We start from the raw sequence: 18,879 nt of genomic DNA, 5'->3' as shown, positions 1-18,879 counted from the left end.
CGTCAATTTTTGGGGACAGCTTTGCTTGAAATCCGTGTGCGGAGCGGCTTCTTTTCTTCTGCGCCTTCATCAATATGACCGCGAGAAGCTCGCATTACCTGGCGACTCGTCTTACGACGCTCATCCAGGGCAGCTTGCTTCGCTTCTGCTTTGGCACGGTTCACGTCATCGAGCAGATATAAGGAGGCGTTAGAACTCATTAGTGCACAAGGTACTGGCGTGACATTGGCGTATACATTTCTACGAGTTTCCGCCGTGGTCTTGTCGTCGATAACTGGCTCATATTTCAGTTTGGAACCATCCACCACGCAGCCATAGGCGCCAACACGAATAACCTCGATTTCAACAAATCCGTCGAAGATAGAACTCAAGGTCGACACCTCATCTTGTGAGGCTTCATTCTTAATTTTTACGATAACGTCGGTATATCCACTTTGCCGGCGAACGAGCATTGTACCTTCAGGCATAGCGTTGAAGCGCTCAAGATCGGCTTCGTATACGGCAATGGTCGCATTGATTAAAGGCAACTCACTCTGTGGCAATGCACCAGACTCCACCAGCCGGCGCATTTTGACATGCTGAGCCAGTTTCTTTTCCAGGGACATGATCACCTTGTCTCTGTGCCATTTCATGGTATTGGCCGCCTGGGTAACAATGACAGCAGCTAAGTCACCACTACTTGCGATGACCGGTACCGGTGAATACAACGAAACCGGCAGCGGCGACAACTTTTTAAGCCGGCGAGATTCCGCCAGGAGGTAAAAACGCTCCCATTCAAGCTGTAGGTGACTCAGGCGCTTCATAACCTCGGGATCATCGATCACCGCCACTGGCCGTTGCACGCCGTCTCCGGTATCGTTAATGTACACCGCGTAGCGCTGTAAAATCTGAATCCACTCCCTCCGTACTTCCTTAAAGGCTTTAAACGCGGTATCGAACAGGGCAGTATTCATTCTATTATTCATTCCCATACGTTAATTAACGCTGCACAATCCATTCTGGATACATCTAAAAATTCTAATTATCTATTAGATAAACAGACACACTTTTTATTTTAATACGTTTCAACGCGAATTGAGAATGTTTTTTGCTGGATCGTAGAGATAGGTGGTGATTTAAGAGGATTCCGCACCTACACCCCCCCATAGAGGGCCGAAAAACGCTACGGGGGTGGTCGGATGGGTTCGGATTTACTGGAGGGAGTAGCGACCCCTACAAGGGGTCATAGACGCCAAATATATTTTAAAAATTAACCACTAAAACTATTTGAATGCGCATTATGAATGTTGGTAAGGGCTTTGATCCTACGATGTGCCTCCTGCACACAAGTGCTCGGAAACTCAGCACTTAATATGCACATCATTTCCGCGATGAAAGAAGAAGACCTACTGCTAATAAAGTTATTCTTAGCCGACTGCAATATTTGCTCAGCGTCGGGCGAGGTTAAAGAACTCACGAAACTCCCTTTACAATAATAGTCAGTTAGTTTTTCACATCGGCGCTATTTTATCTGGTTTTAGATCGCTGTCCATTACAAATTATAACAAACGAAAACGTAACTTTTACGCATTACAAACGTTGATATTCTTCATTGTTTATACCCATGAGGTGTGGATATCCATGGCACACATCACAAAATGTTCTTAGCCCCCAAAAGATAACGTCTTAAGTAAAATTGAGCCGGTTCTGTACTCCTTGGCGGTAACTTTATATAATGGGACTTATATAAAGTTAGGGGCGACTATGGAAGGTTGAGCGGGGCGATCGTCACGAGTCCGCATTAGAAAAATTTTTTCTGTGTCACCGACCTATGGCTTAATCACGTTGCCGGCAAGGATTGTTCGCAAATCACCCAAACAGACTTGGCGTGACATGAAACAGTGAAAAGTGACGTCCCAATCACTGACAGGATTTGAGATGTGCGAATAGTCGCCTTTCCCTCTCCGCTGGTGGTTTTCATCAACCAGATGGAAAAAGTAGCAACATTGGGCTAGGTAACGCTACAAAGAATCTGACGGGGAAAACCCCTGGTGACTTATTATTTTTCACGTAGCGCTACCAACTGTAAATTGAAGGACTATTAAATTATGAACGGCATTACAGACCTGAATTCTTTGGTGGCCGTAGGTGCGCAGGACGATATTTCTCAGCGGCTACGCGAGTTCGTCCGCGATAAAGGTGCCTTCGCTACGAACACCTGGGCGCAGTTAATTAGTGTCATGCGTATAGTCGCGGCATGGGCGGCGAAAGAAGGTCGGACTTTTTTTCCTATGAAAAGCGCGGATCTTCGAGACTATATTTCACACTTGGAAGATAGCGGCCAATCTGTCGGCACTATTGAAGTTCATGTTTCACTGATCTCGATGCTTCACAAACAGGCCCAAGTGGTATCTCCCACAGCTTCACCGACGATCGCTCGAGCCATGCGGTTAACCCGCAGATCTGCGTTGGTTTCTGGTGACCGGACAGGGCAAGCAGTCCCATTCCGCCGCGATGACCTTCTTAGCATCGATGCCGTTTGGGCTGACTCGGATCGCGTTGCGATAATCCGTAATTTGGCATTTCTTCATGTTGCCTATAGCACCCTATTGCGCATGAGTGAAATAGGCCGTCTGCGCGTTCGTGATATTGAGCGGGCGCAGGACGGGCGGATCATACTGAACGTAACTTATACGAAGACCATTCTGAAAGCCGGCGGGGTAACGAAATCACTCAGTGCCCTGTCTACCGAGCGGCTTACGTCCTGGATAAATGCAGCTGGGTTATCTGACCATCCTGACGCATTTCTATTTTGTAGAACACATCGAACTAACAAGGCGATCATCAACACTGCAACTCCGCTAAGCGCGCCGGCGATAGAAAAGATTTTCTCCGACGCCTGGGCATCACTCGGGAAAACCGACAAAAAAGCCAACAAAGATCGTTATACGTGTTGGACTGGTCATAGTGCCCGCGTAGGTGCCGCGCAAGATATGGCTGCTGCCGGCTACAGCGTTCCGCAGATCATGCAGGAAGGTACCTGGACGAAAACTGAGACACTTATGGGTTATATCAGGCATATAGAGGCCCAAAGAGGCGCCATGCTTGATCTGATGGAAAATGGAACTAAAACAAAGGTGTAAGACGCTCAGCCTTGCTTTTTATTAACTGTATGAAAATTAACTACCTCAGTGATCGCGTTAGGTCGCGAAGAACAGAATTGAACCTAACTCAGCAGAACCTTGGCGACGCTGTGGGAGTTTCGCACGTAACCATTTTTAAGGGCACTGTTGCAAAGTTAGCGATGAGGCAGCCTTTTGTCTTATTCAAAGGCCTTACATTTCAAAAACTCTGCTTACCAGGCGCATTTCGCCCAGGGGATCACCATAATAAAATGCTGAGCCCTGGCCTTTGCGTAGTGCACGCATCACCTCAATACCTTTGATGGTGGCGTAAGCCGTCTTCATGGATTTAAATCCCAGCGTGGCGCCGATTATCCGTTTCAGTTTGCCATGATCGCATTCAATCACGTTGTTCCGGTACTTAATCTGTCGGTGTTCAACGTCAGACGGGCACCGGCCTTCGCGTTTGAGCAGAGCAAGCGCGCGACCATAGGCGGGCGCTTTATCCGTGTTGATGAATCGCGGGATCTGCCACTTCTTCACGTTGTTGAGGATTTTACCCAGAAACCGGTATGCAGCTTTGCTGTTACGACGGGAGGAGAGATAAAAATCGACAGTGCGGCCCCGGCTGTCGACGGCCCGGTACAGATACGCCCAGCGGCCATTGACCTTCACGTAGGTTTCATCCATGTGCCACGGGCAAAGATCGGAAGGGTTACGCCAGTACCAGCGCAGCCGTTTTTCCATTTCAGGCGCATAACGCTGAACCCAGCGGTAAATCGTGGAGTGATCGACATTCACTCCGCGTTCAGCCAGCATCTCCTGCAGCTCACGGTAACTGATGCCGTATTTGCAGTACCAGCGTACGGCCCACAGAATGATGTCACGCTGAAAATGCCGGCCTTTGAATGGGTTCATGTGCAGCTCCATCAGCAAAAGGGGATGATAAGTTTATCACCACCGACTATTTGCAACAGTGCCATAAAAACGACTTTGTCGACGCCGAAGCTATTTGTGAAGCTGCATCGCGTCCGTCTATGCGTTTTGTGCAGCCCAGAACGGAATCTCAGCAGGCAATGCGGGCTCTGCATCGTGTCCGTGAATCCCTGGTTCAGGATAAGGTAAAAACAACCAATCAAATGCATGCTTTTCTGCTGGAATTTGGCATTAGCGTTCCCCGAGGAGCTGCCGTTATTAGCCGACTGAGTACCCTTCTTGAGGACAATAGTTTGCCTCTTTACCTCAGCCAGTTATTGCTGAAATTACAACAGCATTATCACTATCTTGTTGAGCAGATTAAAGATTTGGAATCCCAGTTGAAACGAAAGTTGGACGAAGATGAGGTTGGACAGCGCTTGCTGAGCATTCCCTGCGTCGGAACACTGACAGCGAGTACTATTTCAACTGAGATTGGCGACGGGAAGCAGTACGCCAGCAGCCGTGACTTTGCGGCGGCAACAGGGCTTGTACCTCGGCAGTACAGCACGGGAGGTAGGACGACATTGCTGGGAATTAGTAAGCGAGGTAATAAAAAGATCCGAACTTTGTTGGTTCAATGTGCCAGGGTATTCATACAAAAACTGGAACACCAGTCTGGCAAATTGGCCGATTGGGTCAGGGATTTACTGTGCCGGAAAAGCAACTTTGTCGTCACTTGTGCTCTGGCAAACAAGCTGGCCAGAATAGCCTGGGCCCTAACGGCACGACAGCAAACTTATGTAGCATAACGGCAGAAATACACCGGTTTAAAGAATTACTGATCTGGTTTTGCGAATACTGATATTGATGATACTAACGGCCCACCGGCCTGTTGAGGAACCTGTAAAACGGAAAGGCTCATTGAAGCCGTATATTTTCTGGAGGTTCATCAGGCGCGGAACTCATCAAGGCGCGGGAATAAAATCCCATTCAGACGCCGGATAGATTCAAGCAAGCCAACTTGTCGTCAAAATCGGTGTTGCAAAAACGGGAGTGACCATAGATTCCGTTTTCTGAGACGACCCCTGGCTGCGCGCCTACGACTTCACGACTGACCGCGGCGCCATGGCGCTCAATGACTACGCCCGCTCCAACGACCCCTTTACACGGGTCGGCCGGCAGCAGGTCGCTGTCGACGTCTCCAGCGTCATCCGCGCGTCCCCGGACAGCTTCCGCGTCGCCTGGGTCGAGCGCCGATACGAAAATGGCCAGCTCGCCGAGACCACGCGCTGGACCGCGATCCTGACGATCGTCGTGCAGATCCCCCGAAACGCCGACCGGCTCAGGGCGAACCCGCTCGGCATCTACGTCAACGCCATCAACTGGTCACGGGAGCTTGGGCAATGAAGCCGTATTTCCGTAAAGCCGGAAACCCGGCTTCACACACACACGTACTCCCGGCTCTCCGTAGAGCCGCATTCCCGGTCGTTCTGCTAGCGGCGACCGCGCTCGCGGGCTGCGCGACCACCAATCCGCCGCCGGAGATTTCCTACGACAATGCGGCTCCGGCGGTGCAGACCGTCGATCCACCCGCGCCGGTCACCGTGGTCGAGCTGCCCCGGCCGCTGCCGCTGCCTGGCCAATTGCAGCGTGTGGAGGAGACGCGGCGTGCCCCGGAGCCTTCTAATCCGACCGCTCGCGTCAACCAGGCAAACGAGGCGGCACGAGTCCAGCCGGTGCGCGACGGCTTCATTAACTCGATGCAGGTCTACCCGTGGACTCAAGGGGCGCTTTATCAAGTCTATACCGCCGTCGGGCAGATCACCGACATCGCGCTCCAACCCGGGGAGCAGCTTGTCGGCGCAGGCCCGGTGGCCGCCGGCGACACAGTGCGCTGGATCATCGGCGACACCGAGAGCGGATCGGGGGCAACGCGCCAGATCCACATCCTAGTAAAGCCCACCCGCGCCGACCTGATGACAAACCTCGTCATCAACACCAACATGCGCACCTATCACATGGAGCGGCGCTCGACAGAGCGCACCTATATGGCGTCGGTCTCATGGCAGTATCCGCAAGACCAGCTCATTGCGCTGCGCCGTCAGAACGCCGAGGCGCAGGCGGCCCAGCCGGTGGCGAGCGGCGTCGATCTCGCGAACGTCAACTTCCGCTATGCGATCGAGGGCGACCGTGCGCCGTGGCGGCCGCTGCGCGCCTTCGACGACGGACGCCAGGTCTTTATCGAGTTTCCGCGCGGCATCGGTCAGGGCGAGATGCCGCCACTCTTCGTCGTCGGCCCCGAGGGCAACACCTCTGAGCTCGTGAACTATCGCGTTCGCGGCCACCACATGATCGTTGATCGTCTGTTCGCGGCTGCCGAACTTCGCTTCGGCTCCGGCCGCGAGCAGAAGCGCGTCAGGATCGTCCGCACAGACGGGAGGCCGACCTCGTGAGCGAGAACCCGCCCCGGATTGAGGAAGTGCCGGACGACGATGCGCAGCCCCTGACCGGCGAGCCGGTCGGGCCTGCGCCGATGCGGCTGCGGGCCGAACCGCCCCGCGTCACCCGGTTGTCGCGGAAGGTTCTCGCCGGCCTCGGTCTTGTCGCCAGCGTCGGGCTCGGAGGTGCGCTGATCTACGCGCTTCAGACCCGCGACGCCGGTCGGCCGAACGACGAACTCTATTCGACCGAGAACCGCTCGACCGCTGACGGACTGGCCGGCCTGCCGCGAGATTACAGTGGCGTGCCACAGCTCGGTCCCCCTCTTCCCGGTGACCTCGGCCGGCCGATCCTTAGTACCCAGGATCGCGGACAGCCGGTGCCCACACCCGGGACGGCCACGCCCAATCCCGGCATCAGCCCGGAAGAGCAGCGCCGCCTTCAGGAAATCGAGACCGCGCGCACCAGCCGTCTCTTCTCCGGATCGGAAAGCCGGGGCACACCCGCTGCTGCGGGAGCTGCCCCAGCGCTCGCGCCGGTGCCGGATTTGGCGAGCATTGGCCTCGCTCCGCCGCCCGCCACGCCCTCGGCGCAGGACCGGCAGAACGCGTTTCTGAACGCCGCGGCCGATCGCAGGACGGTTGCGCCCGATCGCGTCGCTGCGCCAGTATCGCCGAACGTCCTTCAGGCGGGAGCAGTGATATCCGCGGCGCTGATCACCGGCATCCGATCCGATCTACCCGGCCAGATCACCGCGCAGGTCACCGAAAACATCTACGACAGCCCAACCGGCCGTATCTTGCTTGTGCCGCAAGGCACTCGTGTGGTCGGGCAGTACGACAACAACGTGCAGTTCGGCCAGAGCCGAGTCCTGCTCGTCTGGACTCGGCTCGTCTTCCCGAACGGGCGCTCGATCGTTCTCGAGCGCCAGCCTGGTGCTGACGCTGAAGGGTTCGCCGGGCTGCAGGATGGCGTCGATTACCATTGGTGGGATCTGGCCAAGGCTGCGGGATTGTCGACACTGCTGAGCGTCGGCGCCGAACTCGCGGTCGACAACGACGATCAGCTCGTTCAGGCGATCCGGAACGGTGGGCAGGACACCATCAACGACGCAGGGCAGCAGATTGTGAGGCGTCAGCTCAACGTCGCGCCCACGATCACTATTCGGCCCGGATTTCCCGTGCGCGTTCTCGTGACGCGAGACTTGGTACTGGAGCCATATGGAGGGTGATGATGTCGAAGCTTAAGCTAGGCCCCATCGCGGACGACAAGCCGCTTAAGGTACAGGTCGAGCTACCTGCAGCTCTCCACCAGGACCTTGTTGACTACGCCCACCTATTGGGCCGAGAGCAAGGTCAGTCCGCTGTTGACCCAGCTCGGTTAATCGTCCCGATGTTACAACGGTTCATCGCGACAGACCGTGGCTTCGCCAAAGCCAGGCGAACGTTGACGCCGGGGAGCGCCGATTAATCCGTGGTCCCCGCTCTAGAGGGGGTGTCGAAACACTTCAGCAGCAGCGGCAGAGTCGGGTTGTCGTTGTCACTGGAAGAAATTATAGCGGCCGTCGGCGCCCGCGCCGATGGGAGCGGGATCAACGCGATATCCGGCCGGTAGATCACGCTGGTGATGGTCAAGCCGAAGCCCTGTTCGACCATCGTCAGCAGGGTTTCTCGGCTGACTTGTTGGATCGAGAGTTGAACCGCTCCGTCTCCGGCGCCCACCATGCGCCGGAGTATGCCAGCGAGCTCACGCCCAGCGCCATCCGAGCGAACGAGGAAGACTTCGTCACAAACGTCCTCCCACGACAGCTGTGGCCGTGCTGCCAACTCGTGAAGCGGGGACAATGCCACGAACAGATCTGGTTCGCAGAGACGTCGAACTTGGAACTGAGGGCTCTTGCTCGCACTCAGGCTGATTGCTGCGTCCAGTAATCCGCGCTTCACCCCCAAAGTGTTTTCTTCTGAAGTGCCTTCCTCAAGCTTTACCTCGATCGTCGGATGTCTATTTCTGAATGCCGAGAGAATGTTGATGATCGGGCACGCCGGGAACGCTTCAAGCATTCCAAACCTCACGAGCCCGGTCTTGAGTTTCCGCGCGGAGCGGATCTCCGTTGCGGCGTTACGAAGGTAGCGCGCTCCCACCACCGCTTGTTGAAGGAAGCGCTCACCTTCTGGAGTCAGCCCTGCCCCCGCTCGCGTACGCTTGAAGAGAGAAAAGCCAAGTTGGCGCTCAAACAGCTGCACACGTCGGCTGACGGTGGATTGCGATATCGATAGGCGCTCCGCCGCTCGGCGGAAGCTGCCGGCCTCGGCGACCTGAACGGCGTACTTCAGGTATCGGAGATCAAGAGTCAGGTCGGGCATGAGACCCGTCCGATCATACCGGCGGTCTCATCGGCGAACCGCCTGCGCCCGGTGAGCGGCACCCATGCACGTCCACTTTCATCGAGCCCACCCCCGCTAGCGCCTGGGGAACGAGCACGTCCGTTGATCTCAGATGTGGAATCCGAGCTGAGCCCCTCAATGAGCATGACCATGTCCGAATCTGTCATAGATGCATGCGGCGGTCATACATTTTCACACGCTTGAAGTCTATGCGCGAAGCATATATTCTTGCGGTATGGAGCCTGAGGTCGCCAAGTACCATTTAGGTGCACTCGCGTTGGCCGTTGCAGACAGCATCGCCAGTGTCTCGGCCTCGTTTTCACCAAGCGGCCCGGGGACCGCCGTGATGGTGTTACTCAGCATGGAGCCCGGACTGCCGATCAGCGTTTTGGCTACCTCGATCGGGCTTTCTCATGCCGGGACGGTGCGATTGATCGATAGGCTCGAGCGCGAACAGTTGGTGGAACGACGAAGACAAATCACCGACAGGCGGGCGCGCTTCATTCACCTCACCAATTCGGGGAAGAAGATAACGGACGCCTTGCTCAAGGCACGGGAGCAGGTGATCTCCGAATGTATTTCGCCCCTGTCGCCCAATGACCTCGACATTCTAGGCATGCTGTCGGAGCGGCTCCTTGTGGCAAACGGCTTCGACAAAGATGGCTCGGTCAGCCTTTGCCATCTGTGCGGCTACAGCAGGATCGCGCCTTCCCGTGGTAAAGCTAAGCCGGGGCGCTCGCCACGCTGGAACGTCGCATCAGAAGGCTGACGATATGATCAGGCAGGCTTGAAATAATGGGATCGTTTGCGCTCGAACTTCTTCTATGCGTACTTGCCTTCGGGTTCGGATATGCGGCGAACCAAGGCGGAACCTGTTTAGTGGTGGCCGCTCATGAGTTACACAGAAGACAGCCGCCGAAAATGTTCGTCGGATTTCTCGCAGCGTCGGCAGCGGCAGGCCTGGTTGCGGTCCCGATAGTCTGGACGGGAACACTGGGCGCAACACTCGCACCCTCGACCAGCATCAATTTCCTCCTGCTCATCGGCGCCATCGCCTTCGGCCTCGGCGCACTCATTAATGACACATGCCTGCTCGGATCGCTGGCGCGGCTTGGGGATGGGGAGATGCGACTTCTAGCTCTACCCTTGGGATTAACGATTGGTATCTTGGCTGCCGACCATGGCAGGTTCGGCTACGATTCAACATGGCCAAGCTTAATCTCCAAACCGAGCGCAACAGGCCTCGTTACTCTCCTAGCCTTCCTAGTTGTGCTCGTGCTGGCACTCGTTTTCGTTTCCACGAAGAGCGTTCTGCGAACAAAGCCGGGTTGGTCGTTCGGCGCTTCGATGATTGGACTCGGTATCACTGGCGGACTTCTATATGCACTCTCGCCGGCCTGGACCTTCGCAGACGTGATTCAACGCGCCCTTCCTCTCAGAATGTCCCCGGCCGGCGAGGTCGCGCTCACTGCGGTGATCTCTTCGATCGCAGGCGCCCTAACCGCCTCCTTTCGCCAAGGCAATCTGCGTCTCCAACTGCCGACAGCCAATGGCATTCTGCGATCTGTCGTCGGCGGCACATTGATGGGTATCGGCATCGCGCTCATACCCGGCGGGAATGATGGGTTGATCCTCGCAGCGGTTCCGACTCTTTCACCTGGTGGGATAGTCGCCTACCTTCTGATGACGACGACAATCGTCTTCGGATTTGCAGCGCGTGGTAAGTTATTCCGGCGCTGCCTTTCACGGCCATGATAAGGGCAACAGAGGACTTGCCCTCCTGACATGAGCATTTATCCCGACCGGGAATATCGGCTGACTAGCTCGTATGCCTTTGCAGGCCCTTGGACCATGATGACCACTTCAAAGGCCGCCGGCCCCAGAATCCTGTAGGTTGCATGGTAGGTGTCGTCTCCGCAGGCATAGACGCCACTCGCTTCCAACCCGGTATCCGTCCGCGAGAAACTCAAGCTGAGGAACTGCGTCCCGATATGAGGTCCGTCTGCGAACTCGACGACAACACTGTCCTCGCTCAAGCGATAGCGATACTGCCGGCACGCGGAGAATACTCTGCCATCTGCCAGTGAGAGAATGCCGCTCTCTCGATAAGCGAGCGCGCCTTCGCCGATCGCTGCTACGATTTCGGTGGGCATGGTTATCTCGTCCAGGGCCGCGTCCATCCGTACAGGCTGGACGTTTGCCAACGGGCTATAGGCCCACCCGGAGCGCCAGCCCCATCAAGTCAAAATCCCGCAAAGGTCGCGCGTTTGCTGGGTAAAGGCATCGCCGATGAGGATGGCTTCGTGAGGCAGCGAAGCGCGAGCCAGCCGCTCGACATATCTCGCTTATTAGTATATGGTATATGCGTCGCGCATATACTGCAACGCCTGCCCGAAGCACGTAGACGACGTTCGTGACGTTCCCACGGGACCACTGTTGAGGAATTTTAGATGAGCATTTTCGACCGTTATGAATTTCTTGTCCCCGAGCACGGTCGGAGGGATCTTGGCCTGCTTAGATGGGCTCTCGTGATCGTATTTCTGTGGTTCGGCGCGATGAAGTTCACAGCGTACGAGGCCTATGGTATCGCCCCGTTTATCGAACACAGCCCGATCATGAATTGGCTCGGCATGTTCGGGACGCAGGGGCAAAGCTATTTCATCGGCGTTATCGAGTTATCGACCGGTCTCGTTCTGATCCTTGGTGCATTTCGTCCACTCTTCTCTGCGCTAGGCGCACTAATGTCAGCAGCGACCTATCTGATCACGCTGACCTTTTTCATCACCACTCCAGGTGTCGCGGAGCAGACTGCCGGCGGCTTTCCTGCGATTTCGGCTGCACCAGGGCAGTTTCTACTGAAGGACGCAGTTCTGCTAGCGGCGTCCCTCGTGCTGCTGCGTGCTTCGGTCCGCCACAGAGGGGCGCTTGTGCTCTCGTGACTGTGGTCCTCTCGTGACGGCGGGCGTGCAAATCCTGCAGAACCTCCGCGGGGCATGGATGCTCCGTCGCGATATCGAGCCCGGAGGCGCTCAGCTGCATGGCGACGCGGTCTTCGCCCGTTTCGCCGCAATCCCCGACGTCGTGGAGCACGGACTGTTCCTCAATGGGATTGATACAATCGTGATCGCGCGCGGTGACACGATGGAAGTGCGACGCCGGGGGCAAGCTAGGTCTCGCTGATCTGCACCTGCGCGGCCTGGATGACAGCGCTGACGCGGAGTGATTCTCGGGCGCGACCTACGGCGATTCCGAGCGAAAAGGCTTGCCCTATAGCCGCCAGGTATCAACGGTTCCGCGGCCTTAACGAGCCGGACCCGTTTTTTTCGGCGCGCTCGATCAGTCGAAATCCTCCGAAACCCTTCTAAAACAGGACATTTTCCACAAGCCGCGCGGAGGAAGAGGACCACGGTATGGCTTGCTGTCTATGCTCCGCGCACATATAGATGTGGCAATGGATGGACCTCGAGATCGAAACATTTTCGGGGCGTTCGCACTCATGATCAGCGACGACATCGTTCGCGCTAGTTCATCGCGGGCGCCGGAAGCTGGACCCGCCGCCTCAGCGCTGGCGTTGCTCGCGCACAAGCCCGGGCTCTCGATCCGTATGCTTGCGATCGGGGTGGGCCTTTCACATGCTGGAACTGTTCGCCTGGTGGATAGATTGGTAAGCGAGGGATTGATCGAGCGTAGGGAGCATTCGACAGACGGGCGCGCGCGATCCCTCTATCTTACTCCAACTGGCAAGGTCGCGAGCGACGAGGTCCTGGCCTCGCGCGATCAAGTGATTGCCGAAGGGCTATCGATCCTTAATCCAGACGAACTGAAAACCTTATCGGACATCGCTGAACGCGTTCTCCGAAATCGCTTGGAAAACCTCGAGCAGTCATACCGCATCTGCCGCTTGTGCTGCTACGAGGGCTGCACGAACTGCCCCGTCGATGCCGAATTGCATGAGCGAGGTGTGGACCGCGAGAAGAACGACGACGCGTAGGAGACTCGCAATTGCGGCAGCTCAACGCTGCTCAGATGGCGGGGCTTCATAATGTCAGCGAGCCTACCATCAGCCGCATTCTTTTGGCTACGCGTCAAGCCGGCCGATCGGGCATGGCGGTCTCATTCTAATATGTCGGTGATCGCCCCACTTTTAGCCGCTCAATTGATCGGAACGCGGTTTCGGAAGCGGCCGTTCAAACCACTCGCTGCATTCCCATTTCTCTATGTCCGATAGGTAGTTTCGGGGAAAAGCAGTCGGGAACAGGTTTCGGGAACGCATGCTCCGGCAGGAGCGCAGCGCGCGTCCCAAACGCGTTTTCCCGGTAGAGCTTCCCAATCGGCAAAGTGCGGGCCACCTCAGACTGCGAACGCGAAAAACCGCCTGGCTGGTCACTCAAGGCAGGGTAACGACGATTTTCGCTGCGGATACACCCGCCTTCAGGGCTTCCAAGGCAGCCTGGAGCATTTCAAGGCCCTGGCCCACGATCTTCGCCGGAGGGGCGGGGACGAACGTGCGCGCCGCGAGAGCCTGCGGCAGGAATTCGCGGTAGATCATTGGACCAACCTCGTCATCCTTGAGGCTCGTCCCGGAGATGTGCGTCGCCTCGACTCCAAATGAACGCTCGTCGGGCGGGGCCAGCGTCGCTGCCACCCGGCGCGAGCCCTCGCATCTCGCAACTACGGCAAAACAGTCTTTCATGTGACCGGTCGCGTGAAGCGTTCCAGCGAGACTGCGCCCGCGCATTGCCTCAATCACGTCTTCCACGATGGCTGGACTCGAGTGGTCAAGAACCTCGCTTGCACCCAGCTCCTTCAACAGGCCGACGTTGCGCGCCGAAGCGGTGGCGACGCACCTGTAGCCCGACGCCACCGCGAGCTGGATGGCGTTGCAGCCAACGCTCGACGATCCACCCCAGACCAGAACGACCTCTGGACGCGCGGTCGGCGAGTGTAACGGTGGCGCGAGAGCCAACTGTGTCCGTCCGTAGAGCCCGCTTGCGGCGGTGCCAAGGCCAAGCGGGAGGACTGCCGCATCAGCGAAGGCAATGTTGTTGGGGATCGGCGCCGCCATGTGGTCCAGCACGATCGTGTGGTGCTGGAACGCACCCTGCGCAGGTTGATTTACGGTTGTCCCGACCGCCTGTCCGATGACTCGATCGCCGACCTTGAACCGCTCGACCGCGCCACCGACCGCCGCGACCTCACCGGAGACGTCGCTGCCGAGAATCGCGGGATAGTCGAGCCATGGCAAAAGCGCGACGTCCTGCAGAATCCAGTCGAGTGGGTTGATCGCGATGGCCGCGTTGCGGATCAATATCTCGTTCGCCGCCAGATGCGGCAGAGCGGTGACACCGATCCTCAGTGGCTGCCCCGGCGCTTTCTGCCAGGCGGCCTGATTAGTCACGGTTTCGGTCATCATCAACTCTTTCTGTCAAGTATTACAGCTGGGCGTTCGTCTGAGCGGTCCAACCGCCAGGTCGGGCGCACGAAGTGGCAGCTATAGCCCCCAGGATAGCGCACCAGGTATTCTTGGTGCTCTGGCTCCGCCTCCCAAAAGGGTTCTTCTGGGTTGATCTCCGACACGACCGGGCCTGGCCAGCTTCCTGATGCCTCGATTTCCGCGATGGTTGTGAGGGCGACTTCCTTCTGCACTTCGGTGGTGTAGAAAATCGCCGATCGATAGCTCGGACCGACATCGCTGCCTTGTTGCTCGTAGGTCGTGGGGTCATGTATCTGGAAGAAGAGTTCCAAGAGCGAGCGATAGGCGAGAACGGAAGGGTCGAAGGTCACTTCCACTGCTTCCGCATGGCCGTAATGTCTCGCGTAGGTCGGATCAGGCATTTCTCCGCCTGTGTAACCGACACGCGTCGAAATGACTCCCCTGGCTCGGCGCAGCAAATCCTCCATGCCCCAGAAGCAGCCGCCTGCGAGAATTGCTCGCTCTGTCGCGGCCGCCCTATTGCCGGTAGGCGATTGGCTCACAGTCCGTTCGCCCTCCTCCGTGTGCGCCACGGTCAAGCCAGCCTCGCGGGATCCGCAGCCTGACTGGCGCTCAAGAGCTCGGTCTGCACGTCCGAACCCCGGATGAGACTCAGATCGACGGGACACCGATCAGCGATCGCGAGGATCCGAGCGCGCTGATCATCACTCAGCGGCCCATCGAGGACAATGGTGCGGGTGAACCGGTCGGGTGGCATCATGTCCGGCACCTTCTCGTGCTGCACGGTCGTGCTCGCCCGTTCGAGCGGAAAGCCCTTGCGGTTCGCATAGAGACGCATCGTCATCACCGTGCAGGCTGCGAGGCCGGCAGATACGAGTTCGTAGGGAGATAGTCCGGTCCCGAGGCCACCGACCGATGCTGGCTCGTCGGCGAACAGAGTGTGCTCGCCGCTGCGGACCTTGAGCTGGAACGTCCCTGCAAGAGTTTCGGTGGAGACGACGCCCTCCGCAACCTCGACCTGCGGAAGATCCGCGCTGAGTGGTGGGAGAAAGCGGCTCGCCCAAACCGCCACCATGGCCGCGGCGTAGTTCGCGTCCGCGACGTCGGTGAGAAGGTGATCCGCGTTGTCGAGCGAGATGAAGCTTTTAGGGTGCCTGGACGCGACGAAGATGCGCGACGCGTGGTCGATGCCGACCACCTGATCCAGCGGAGAGTGCATGACCAGCACCGGCCGTCGCAGGGAGGCAATGGCCTTCTCGACGTCGATCCCCTCAACCGCCTCAAGGAACCCTCGGCGAATGAGGAAGGGCCTACCGGCAATCTCCACCGAGGCCTCGCCCTCGCTCGCGATGGTGTCCAGATCATTCGGTCCGAAGAGGCGCAAGATATGCTGAAGGTCGGCCGGCGCACCAATCGTCGCTACCGCCGCAATATCAGGCATGTCGGCGGCGGCTACGATCGCAGCGGTGCCACCCAGGCTGTGCCCGACGAGGAGGGACGGTGACATGCCCGCCGCCGCCATCGCATTTGCGGCGGCCCGAAGGTCCTCGACGTCCGACGCGAAGTTCACAGGTTCTCCCGTCCCACCGCCGATCCCGGTCCCGGCGAAATCGAACCTCAAGACCCCGATGCCCGCACGCGACAGCGCGCGCGAGATGTGAACAGCGGCGCGACTGTCTTTCCCGCACGTGAAGCAGTGGGCGAAGATCGCCCAGCCCCGCGGCGTCCCTTCCGGCGGTTCGAGGTGCCCGGACAGCGGAGAGCCAGCCCCACTGACAAACGTAAATGATCTTCCTGCCATGTCCATCAAACCTCCAGCACGCGGCTTGGCGGTTGCGCTCTCAGAACCTTCGACGGAGCTGAGCGGAGCGCACCGCCAACCGGTAATCGTCATCTCAGGCTATCATTTATATGTCTGGCGCATATAGACAAGCCCCTATACCATGATTATATGCGCCAAGCATACTTCTGCGACCTGCTTTCCAAAGGCGGTCTCACGGAAGAGGTATCAGTCAGGCGCGTGGGCCAAAGGACTATGGAACTCAATCAAGTCAGCTATTTCATCAACTTGGCCGAGACGCTGAATTTCACAGCGGCCGCTCGCTTGAGCGGTGTGTCACAGCCAAGTCTGACCCGCGCGATCCGCCGCTTGGAAGATGAGCTTGGCGGGCCGCTGATCTATCGCGACGGGAAGAACAGCCGCCTGACTGGCCTTGGCCATGACGTCGAGGCAGAATTCCGGCGCATGGTGGTCGCGATGAAGAGCGTTCGCAATCACTCGGAGCACTGGGCGATGGGGGGGCACCGCGTGCTGGATGTCGCCGTCGCGCCCACCGTCGGACCAAAGGAATTTACGGCATTCTTCGAGAGCGCATTGGCGGAGATGCCATCCATCGAAATCAAGCTGCACTCGCTCCAGTCGAACGAGGACACATCGGAGGTGCTTTCAGGAAAATACCACGCGTGCATCATGCCGCGTGAAACAAGACCGGAACGCAAGCTGGATGTGCATCCTCTATTTCGGGAGCGCTTCGTGCTCGGCTGTTCTGCAAACCATCCCTTGGCTGCCAACGAGATCGTGCGCGGCGAAGACCTGCTCGAGTTTCCTTTCGTCGATCGCCTGAAATGCGAGTTTCGCGATCGGATCCTCGATCACTTCGCGCGACGGGACTTGCTCATGCGACCTCGCTTTCGATCAGATCGCGAGGACTGGGTGCAACGGGTCGTCGCTGACGGCCACGCCATATGCATTCTTCCGGAACGATCGCCGACCGTGCAAGGCCTCGTCACTCGGCCGATCGACGGATTTGTCTTGGAGCGCGAAGTCGTGATCGCGACAGTATCCGGCTCCACGGCAACGGTCGAGATACGGAACATCGCGCAGCTGGCAGCCCGGTATGAGTGGAACTGAATCACGACGTGAAGAGCTTCGGCGCTATGGAAACTATACGCGCAGCGTATTGGATAAATCTGGGGCGCACTGCGATAGTCGGCGCAATGACTGCAAAGATAAATGACAGTGTGTCGAGCTCTCTAAATAGCTGCGCCTAATACCGCTACACTTTTGCCTGACCATGTTTTCCTCCGGGGAATGGGCTGGCGGTTTCCATAAAATGGCGGACCTTTTTCAGTAACTGCCACATTGAGCGGCACTGATGATTACGGGTTATCGTGTCATGAAGTGCCTGCCATAGCCGTTCCACATGATTCACCCACGGCGAGTAAACCGGCTGGTAAATTACCCTGAACTTGGGATTTGCTTTCAACCAGCGCTGTGTTTCGCGGCTTTTATGGATAATGTAGTTATCAACGATCAGCGTGATTGTTTTCGCCCGCCGGTAAGTGGCTTTCAGGTGCTTCAGCAGAGCGATAAACAGCGCTGAACTTTTGCTGTTGCCGCCCACGTAGCTGACTTTACCCGTGCCACTGTGCAGTGCGCCGGCCAGATAGTATTTTTCGTTCTGCCCCGGCGTCACTACCCGTTTCTGCTGTCCGCGCAACTGCCAGTCCGCACCGATTTTAGGATTAAGGTGGATATCCACTTCATCTTCATAAAATACCGGATGCTCTGCGCTGCATTCATCCAGCGCTTTGTGGATTACCGCCATCTTTTCATCTTTATGTGGGTCACGGATACGCAGAGTTGGCGCGGCCCTGCGCCATACAAGCCCCGCAGATGGCAACCAGCGGCGAACGGTTCCTGCATGTAACTGGCAACCGGTTATCTCATTGATTTTTAATGCCAGTAATTCGGTGCTCCAGCGTGAACGTTGATAACCAAAATCGCCGGGAGAATGCTTTATCAGCTCACGTAACAGGGTGCAGATATGTTCAAAAGGCCAGCGTCGGGAGCGCCCTGCGGGTAAGGATTTCAGGCCTTCAATACCTGAGTGCGTAAACCAGTTAATCCAGCGACCAACGGATGAACGAGCACAACAGAGAGTTCTGGCAACATCGCTGACCCGTTCACCCCGATGAAGCATCAGCATGGCCGTGAGTCTGCGGGCATGATTTTTATCGCGCGTTTTATGAATAGCTTTCTGCATCAGGCGTCGTTCGCCACGGGGTATTGGTGCTATGATCGGCATCGCTCAGTCCGGTTGGTGGTTTTGGTTGGTTTGGCGATTGATCAGATCGCACAATCCGGGCTGAGTTCCCTTTCAGTGATCTACTATTCCGCGCATCTATTTAGATTAATTATTGGAGACTATCATGAAGTTTGAGAAGTCACAGGCAGCAGTTGACCGCCTGACCCCCGAGCAACGCCGGATTACCCAGGATTCGGGGACCGAAAGGCCCTTCACGGGTGAGCACAACGACAACAAGGAGCCTGGCATCTACGTCGACATAGTGTCGGGAGAGCCGCTGTTCGCTTCAACGGACAAGTTCGATTCGGGTACTGGCTGGCCCAGCTTCACCAAGCCGATCGTTCCGGCAAACGTGAACGAGGTGCGGGACAGTGCACACGGCATGGTCCGGACGGAGGTCAGGTCGGTACACGCCGACAGCCATCTGGGCCACGTTTTCCCGGACGGTCCTTCCGACCGCGGCGGTCTGCGCTACTGCATCAACTCTGCGTCCCTTCGCTTCATCCCGCGCGACG

18 protein-coding genes and 2 pseudogenes are annotated in these 18,879 nt (G+C 57.3%); 12 read left to right on the top strand and 8 right to left on the bottom strand.

Going from position 1 to position 18,879, the window contains the following annotated elements; all coding sequences use genetic code 11:
* Nucleotides 1–2: 2 nt before the first annotated feature.
* Nucleotides 3–953, bottom strand: coding sequence for a hypothetical protein (locus JOE25_RS25045; protein ID WP_129941900.1), 951 nt, complete (start codon nucleotides 951–953; stop codon nucleotides 3–5).
* Nucleotides 954–2,087: 1,134 nt separating this feature from the next.
* Between JOE25_RS25045 and JOE25_RS25040 the strand changes: the two genes are divergently transcribed.
* On the top strand, nucleotides 2,088–3,122 hold the full coding sequence (locus tag JOE25_RS25040) for a tyrosine-type recombinase/integrase (RefSeq protein WP_129941901.1): 1,035 nt from the start codon (nucleotides 2,088–2,090) through the stop codon (nucleotides 3,120–3,122).
* 192 nt (nucleotides 3,123–3,314) lie between these two features.
* On the opposite strand, the gene JOE25_RS25035 is transcribed toward JOE25_RS25040, so the two are convergent.
* On the bottom strand, nucleotides 3,315–4,019 hold the full coding sequence (locus JOE25_RS25035) for an IS6-like element IS26 family transposase (RefSeq protein ID WP_047389788.1): 705 nt from the start codon (nucleotides 4,017–4,019) through the stop codon (nucleotides 3,315–3,317).
* Between the two features lie 62 nt (nucleotides 4,020–4,081).
* Between JOE25_RS25035 and JOE25_RS25030 the strand changes: the two are divergent.
* From JOE25_RS25030 to JOE25_RS25010, 5 genes and pseudogenes are all read left to right on the top strand, one after another.
* Nucleotides 4,082–4,828, top strand: a pseudogene (locus tag JOE25_RS25030) (IS110-like element IS4321 family transposase); the annotation flags it as partial.
* 277 nt (nucleotides 4,829–5,105) lie between these two features.
* Nucleotides 5,106–5,426: pseudogene (gene trbF / locus JOE25_RS25025) on the top strand (conjugal transfer protein TrbF); the annotation flags it as partial.
* Nucleotides 5,423–6,472, top strand: a complete 1,050-nt coding sequence (gene trbG, locus JOE25_RS25020) for a P-type conjugative transfer protein TrbG (RefSeq protein ID WP_129941811.1) — start codon at nucleotides 5,423–5,425, stop codon at nucleotides 6,470–6,472. The pseudogene trbF and the gene trbG, both read left to right, overlap by 4 nt.
* A complete protein-coding gene (locus JOE25_RS25015) occupies nucleotides 6,469–7,689 on the top strand; it encodes a TrbI/VirB10 family protein (protein WP_011191355.1) in 1,221 nt (406 codons plus the stop codon). Before trbG ends, JOE25_RS25015 begins: the two co-directional genes overlap by 4 nt.
* A 2-nt stretch (nucleotides 7,690–7,691) precedes the next feature.
* Nucleotides 7,692–7,928, top strand: coding sequence for a DUF2274 domain-containing protein (locus tag JOE25_RS25010; RefSeq protein ID WP_026227538.1), 237 nt, complete (start codon nucleotides 7,692–7,694; stop codon nucleotides 7,926–7,928).
* Here JOE25_RS25010 and JOE25_RS25005 read toward each other — a convergent pair.
* Nucleotides 7,925–8,821, bottom strand: a complete 897-nt coding sequence (locus JOE25_RS25005) for a LysR family transcriptional regulator (RefSeq protein WP_011191354.1) — start codon at nucleotides 8,819–8,821, stop codon at nucleotides 7,925–7,927. The two genes, JOE25_RS25010 and JOE25_RS25005, sit on opposite strands and share 4 nt — an antisense overlap.
* Before the next feature lie 367 nt (nucleotides 8,822–9,188).
* On the opposite strand from JOE25_RS25005, the gene JOE25_RS25000 reads away from it, so the two are divergent.
* Nucleotides 9,189–9,611: a MarR family transcriptional regulator gene (locus JOE25_RS25000; RefSeq protein ID WP_223296479.1), complete on the top strand. Its 423-nt coding sequence runs from the start codon at nucleotides 9,189–9,191 to the stop codon at nucleotides 9,609–9,611.
* Nucleotides 9,612–9,637: 26 nt separating this feature from the next.
* Nucleotides 9,638–10,597, top strand: a complete 960-nt coding sequence (locus tag JOE25_RS24995) for a YeeE/YedE thiosulfate transporter family protein (protein ID WP_004099025.1) — start codon at nucleotides 9,638–9,640, stop codon at nucleotides 10,595–10,597.
* 38 nt (nucleotides 10,598–10,635) lie between these two features.
* Here the strand turns inward: JOE25_RS24995 and JOE25_RS24990 are convergent, their stop codons facing one another.
* Nucleotides 10,636–10,995 (bottom strand): DUF6314 family protein, encoded by a 360-nt coding sequence (locus JOE25_RS24990; RefSeq protein ID WP_166479491.1) that lies wholly within the window; start codon nucleotides 10,993–10,995, stop codon nucleotides 10,636–10,638.
* 297 nt (nucleotides 10,996–11,292) lie between these two features.
* Here JOE25_RS24990 and JOE25_RS24985 point away from each other — a divergent pair, with 297 nt between their 5' ends.
* Both JOE25_RS24985 and JOE25_RS24980 read left to right on the top strand, forming a co-directional pair.
* Nucleotides 11,293–11,781, top strand: a complete 489-nt coding sequence (locus tag JOE25_RS24985; protein ID WP_004099027.1) for a DUF417 family protein — start codon at nucleotides 11,293–11,295, stop codon at nucleotides 11,779–11,781.
* A gap of 557 nt (nucleotides 11,782–12,338) precedes the next feature.
* Entirely contained in the window at nucleotides 12,339–12,833 is a 495-nt protein-coding gene (locus JOE25_RS24980; protein WP_004099028.1) for a MarR family winged helix-turn-helix transcriptional regulator, read from the top strand.
* A gap of 396 nt (nucleotides 12,834–13,229) precedes the next feature.
* Here the strand turns inward: JOE25_RS24980 and JOE25_RS24975 are convergent, their stop codons facing one another.
* From JOE25_RS24975 to JOE25_RS24965, 3 genes are read right to left on the bottom strand one after another with little or no spacing between them, the layout of a single operon-like run.
* Complete coding sequence (locus tag JOE25_RS24975) at nucleotides 13,230–14,255, bottom strand: zinc-binding alcohol dehydrogenase family protein (RefSeq protein ID WP_004357654.1); 1,026 nt, start codon at nucleotides 14,253–14,255, stop codon at nucleotides 13,230–13,232.
* Nucleotides 14,255–14,818: a peptide-methionine (S)-S-oxide reductase MsrA gene (gene msrA, locus JOE25_RS24970; protein ID WP_011191350.1), complete on the bottom strand. Its 564-nt coding sequence runs from the start codon at nucleotides 14,816–14,818 to the stop codon at nucleotides 14,255–14,257. Before msrA ends, JOE25_RS24975 begins: the two co-directional genes overlap by 1 nt.
* A 32-nt stretch (nucleotides 14,819–14,850) precedes the next feature.
* Entirely contained in the window at nucleotides 14,851–16,083 is a 1,233-nt protein-coding gene (locus tag JOE25_RS24965) for a bifunctional alpha/beta hydrolase/OsmC family protein (RefSeq protein ID WP_004357650.1), read from the bottom strand.
* Nucleotides 16,084–16,311: 228 nt separating this feature from the next.
* Between JOE25_RS24965 and JOE25_RS24960 the strand changes: the two genes are divergently transcribed.
* Nucleotides 16,312–17,187, top strand: coding sequence for a LysR family transcriptional regulator (locus JOE25_RS24960; protein ID WP_011191349.1), 876 nt, complete (start codon nucleotides 16,312–16,314; stop codon nucleotides 17,185–17,187).
* Between the two features lie 145 nt (nucleotides 17,188–17,332).
* Here the strand turns inward: JOE25_RS24960 and JOE25_RS24955 are convergent, their stop codons facing one another.
* On the bottom strand, nucleotides 17,333–18,364 hold the full coding sequence (locus tag JOE25_RS24955) for an IS630-like element ISEc33 family transposase (RefSeq protein ID WP_032425611.1): 1,032 nt from the start codon (nucleotides 18,362–18,364) through the stop codon (nucleotides 17,333–17,335).
* Between the two features lie 124 nt (nucleotides 18,365–18,488).
* On the opposite strand from JOE25_RS24955, the gene msrB reads away from it, so the two are divergent.
* Nucleotides 18,489–18,879 (top strand): peptide-methionine (R)-S-oxide reductase MsrB (gene msrB, locus JOE25_RS24950; RefSeq protein ID WP_209640235.1); only part of this gene is annotated, 391 nt, incomplete at its 3' end.

Source organism: Serratia sp. PL17 (assembly GCF_017832355.1).
Taxonomy (GTDB): Bacteria; Pseudomonadota; Gammaproteobacteria; order Enterobacterales; family Enterobacteriaceae; genus Serratia.
Note: the sequence above shows the minus strand (reverse complement) of the source record. Positions and strands in the feature narration are given on the sequence as shown.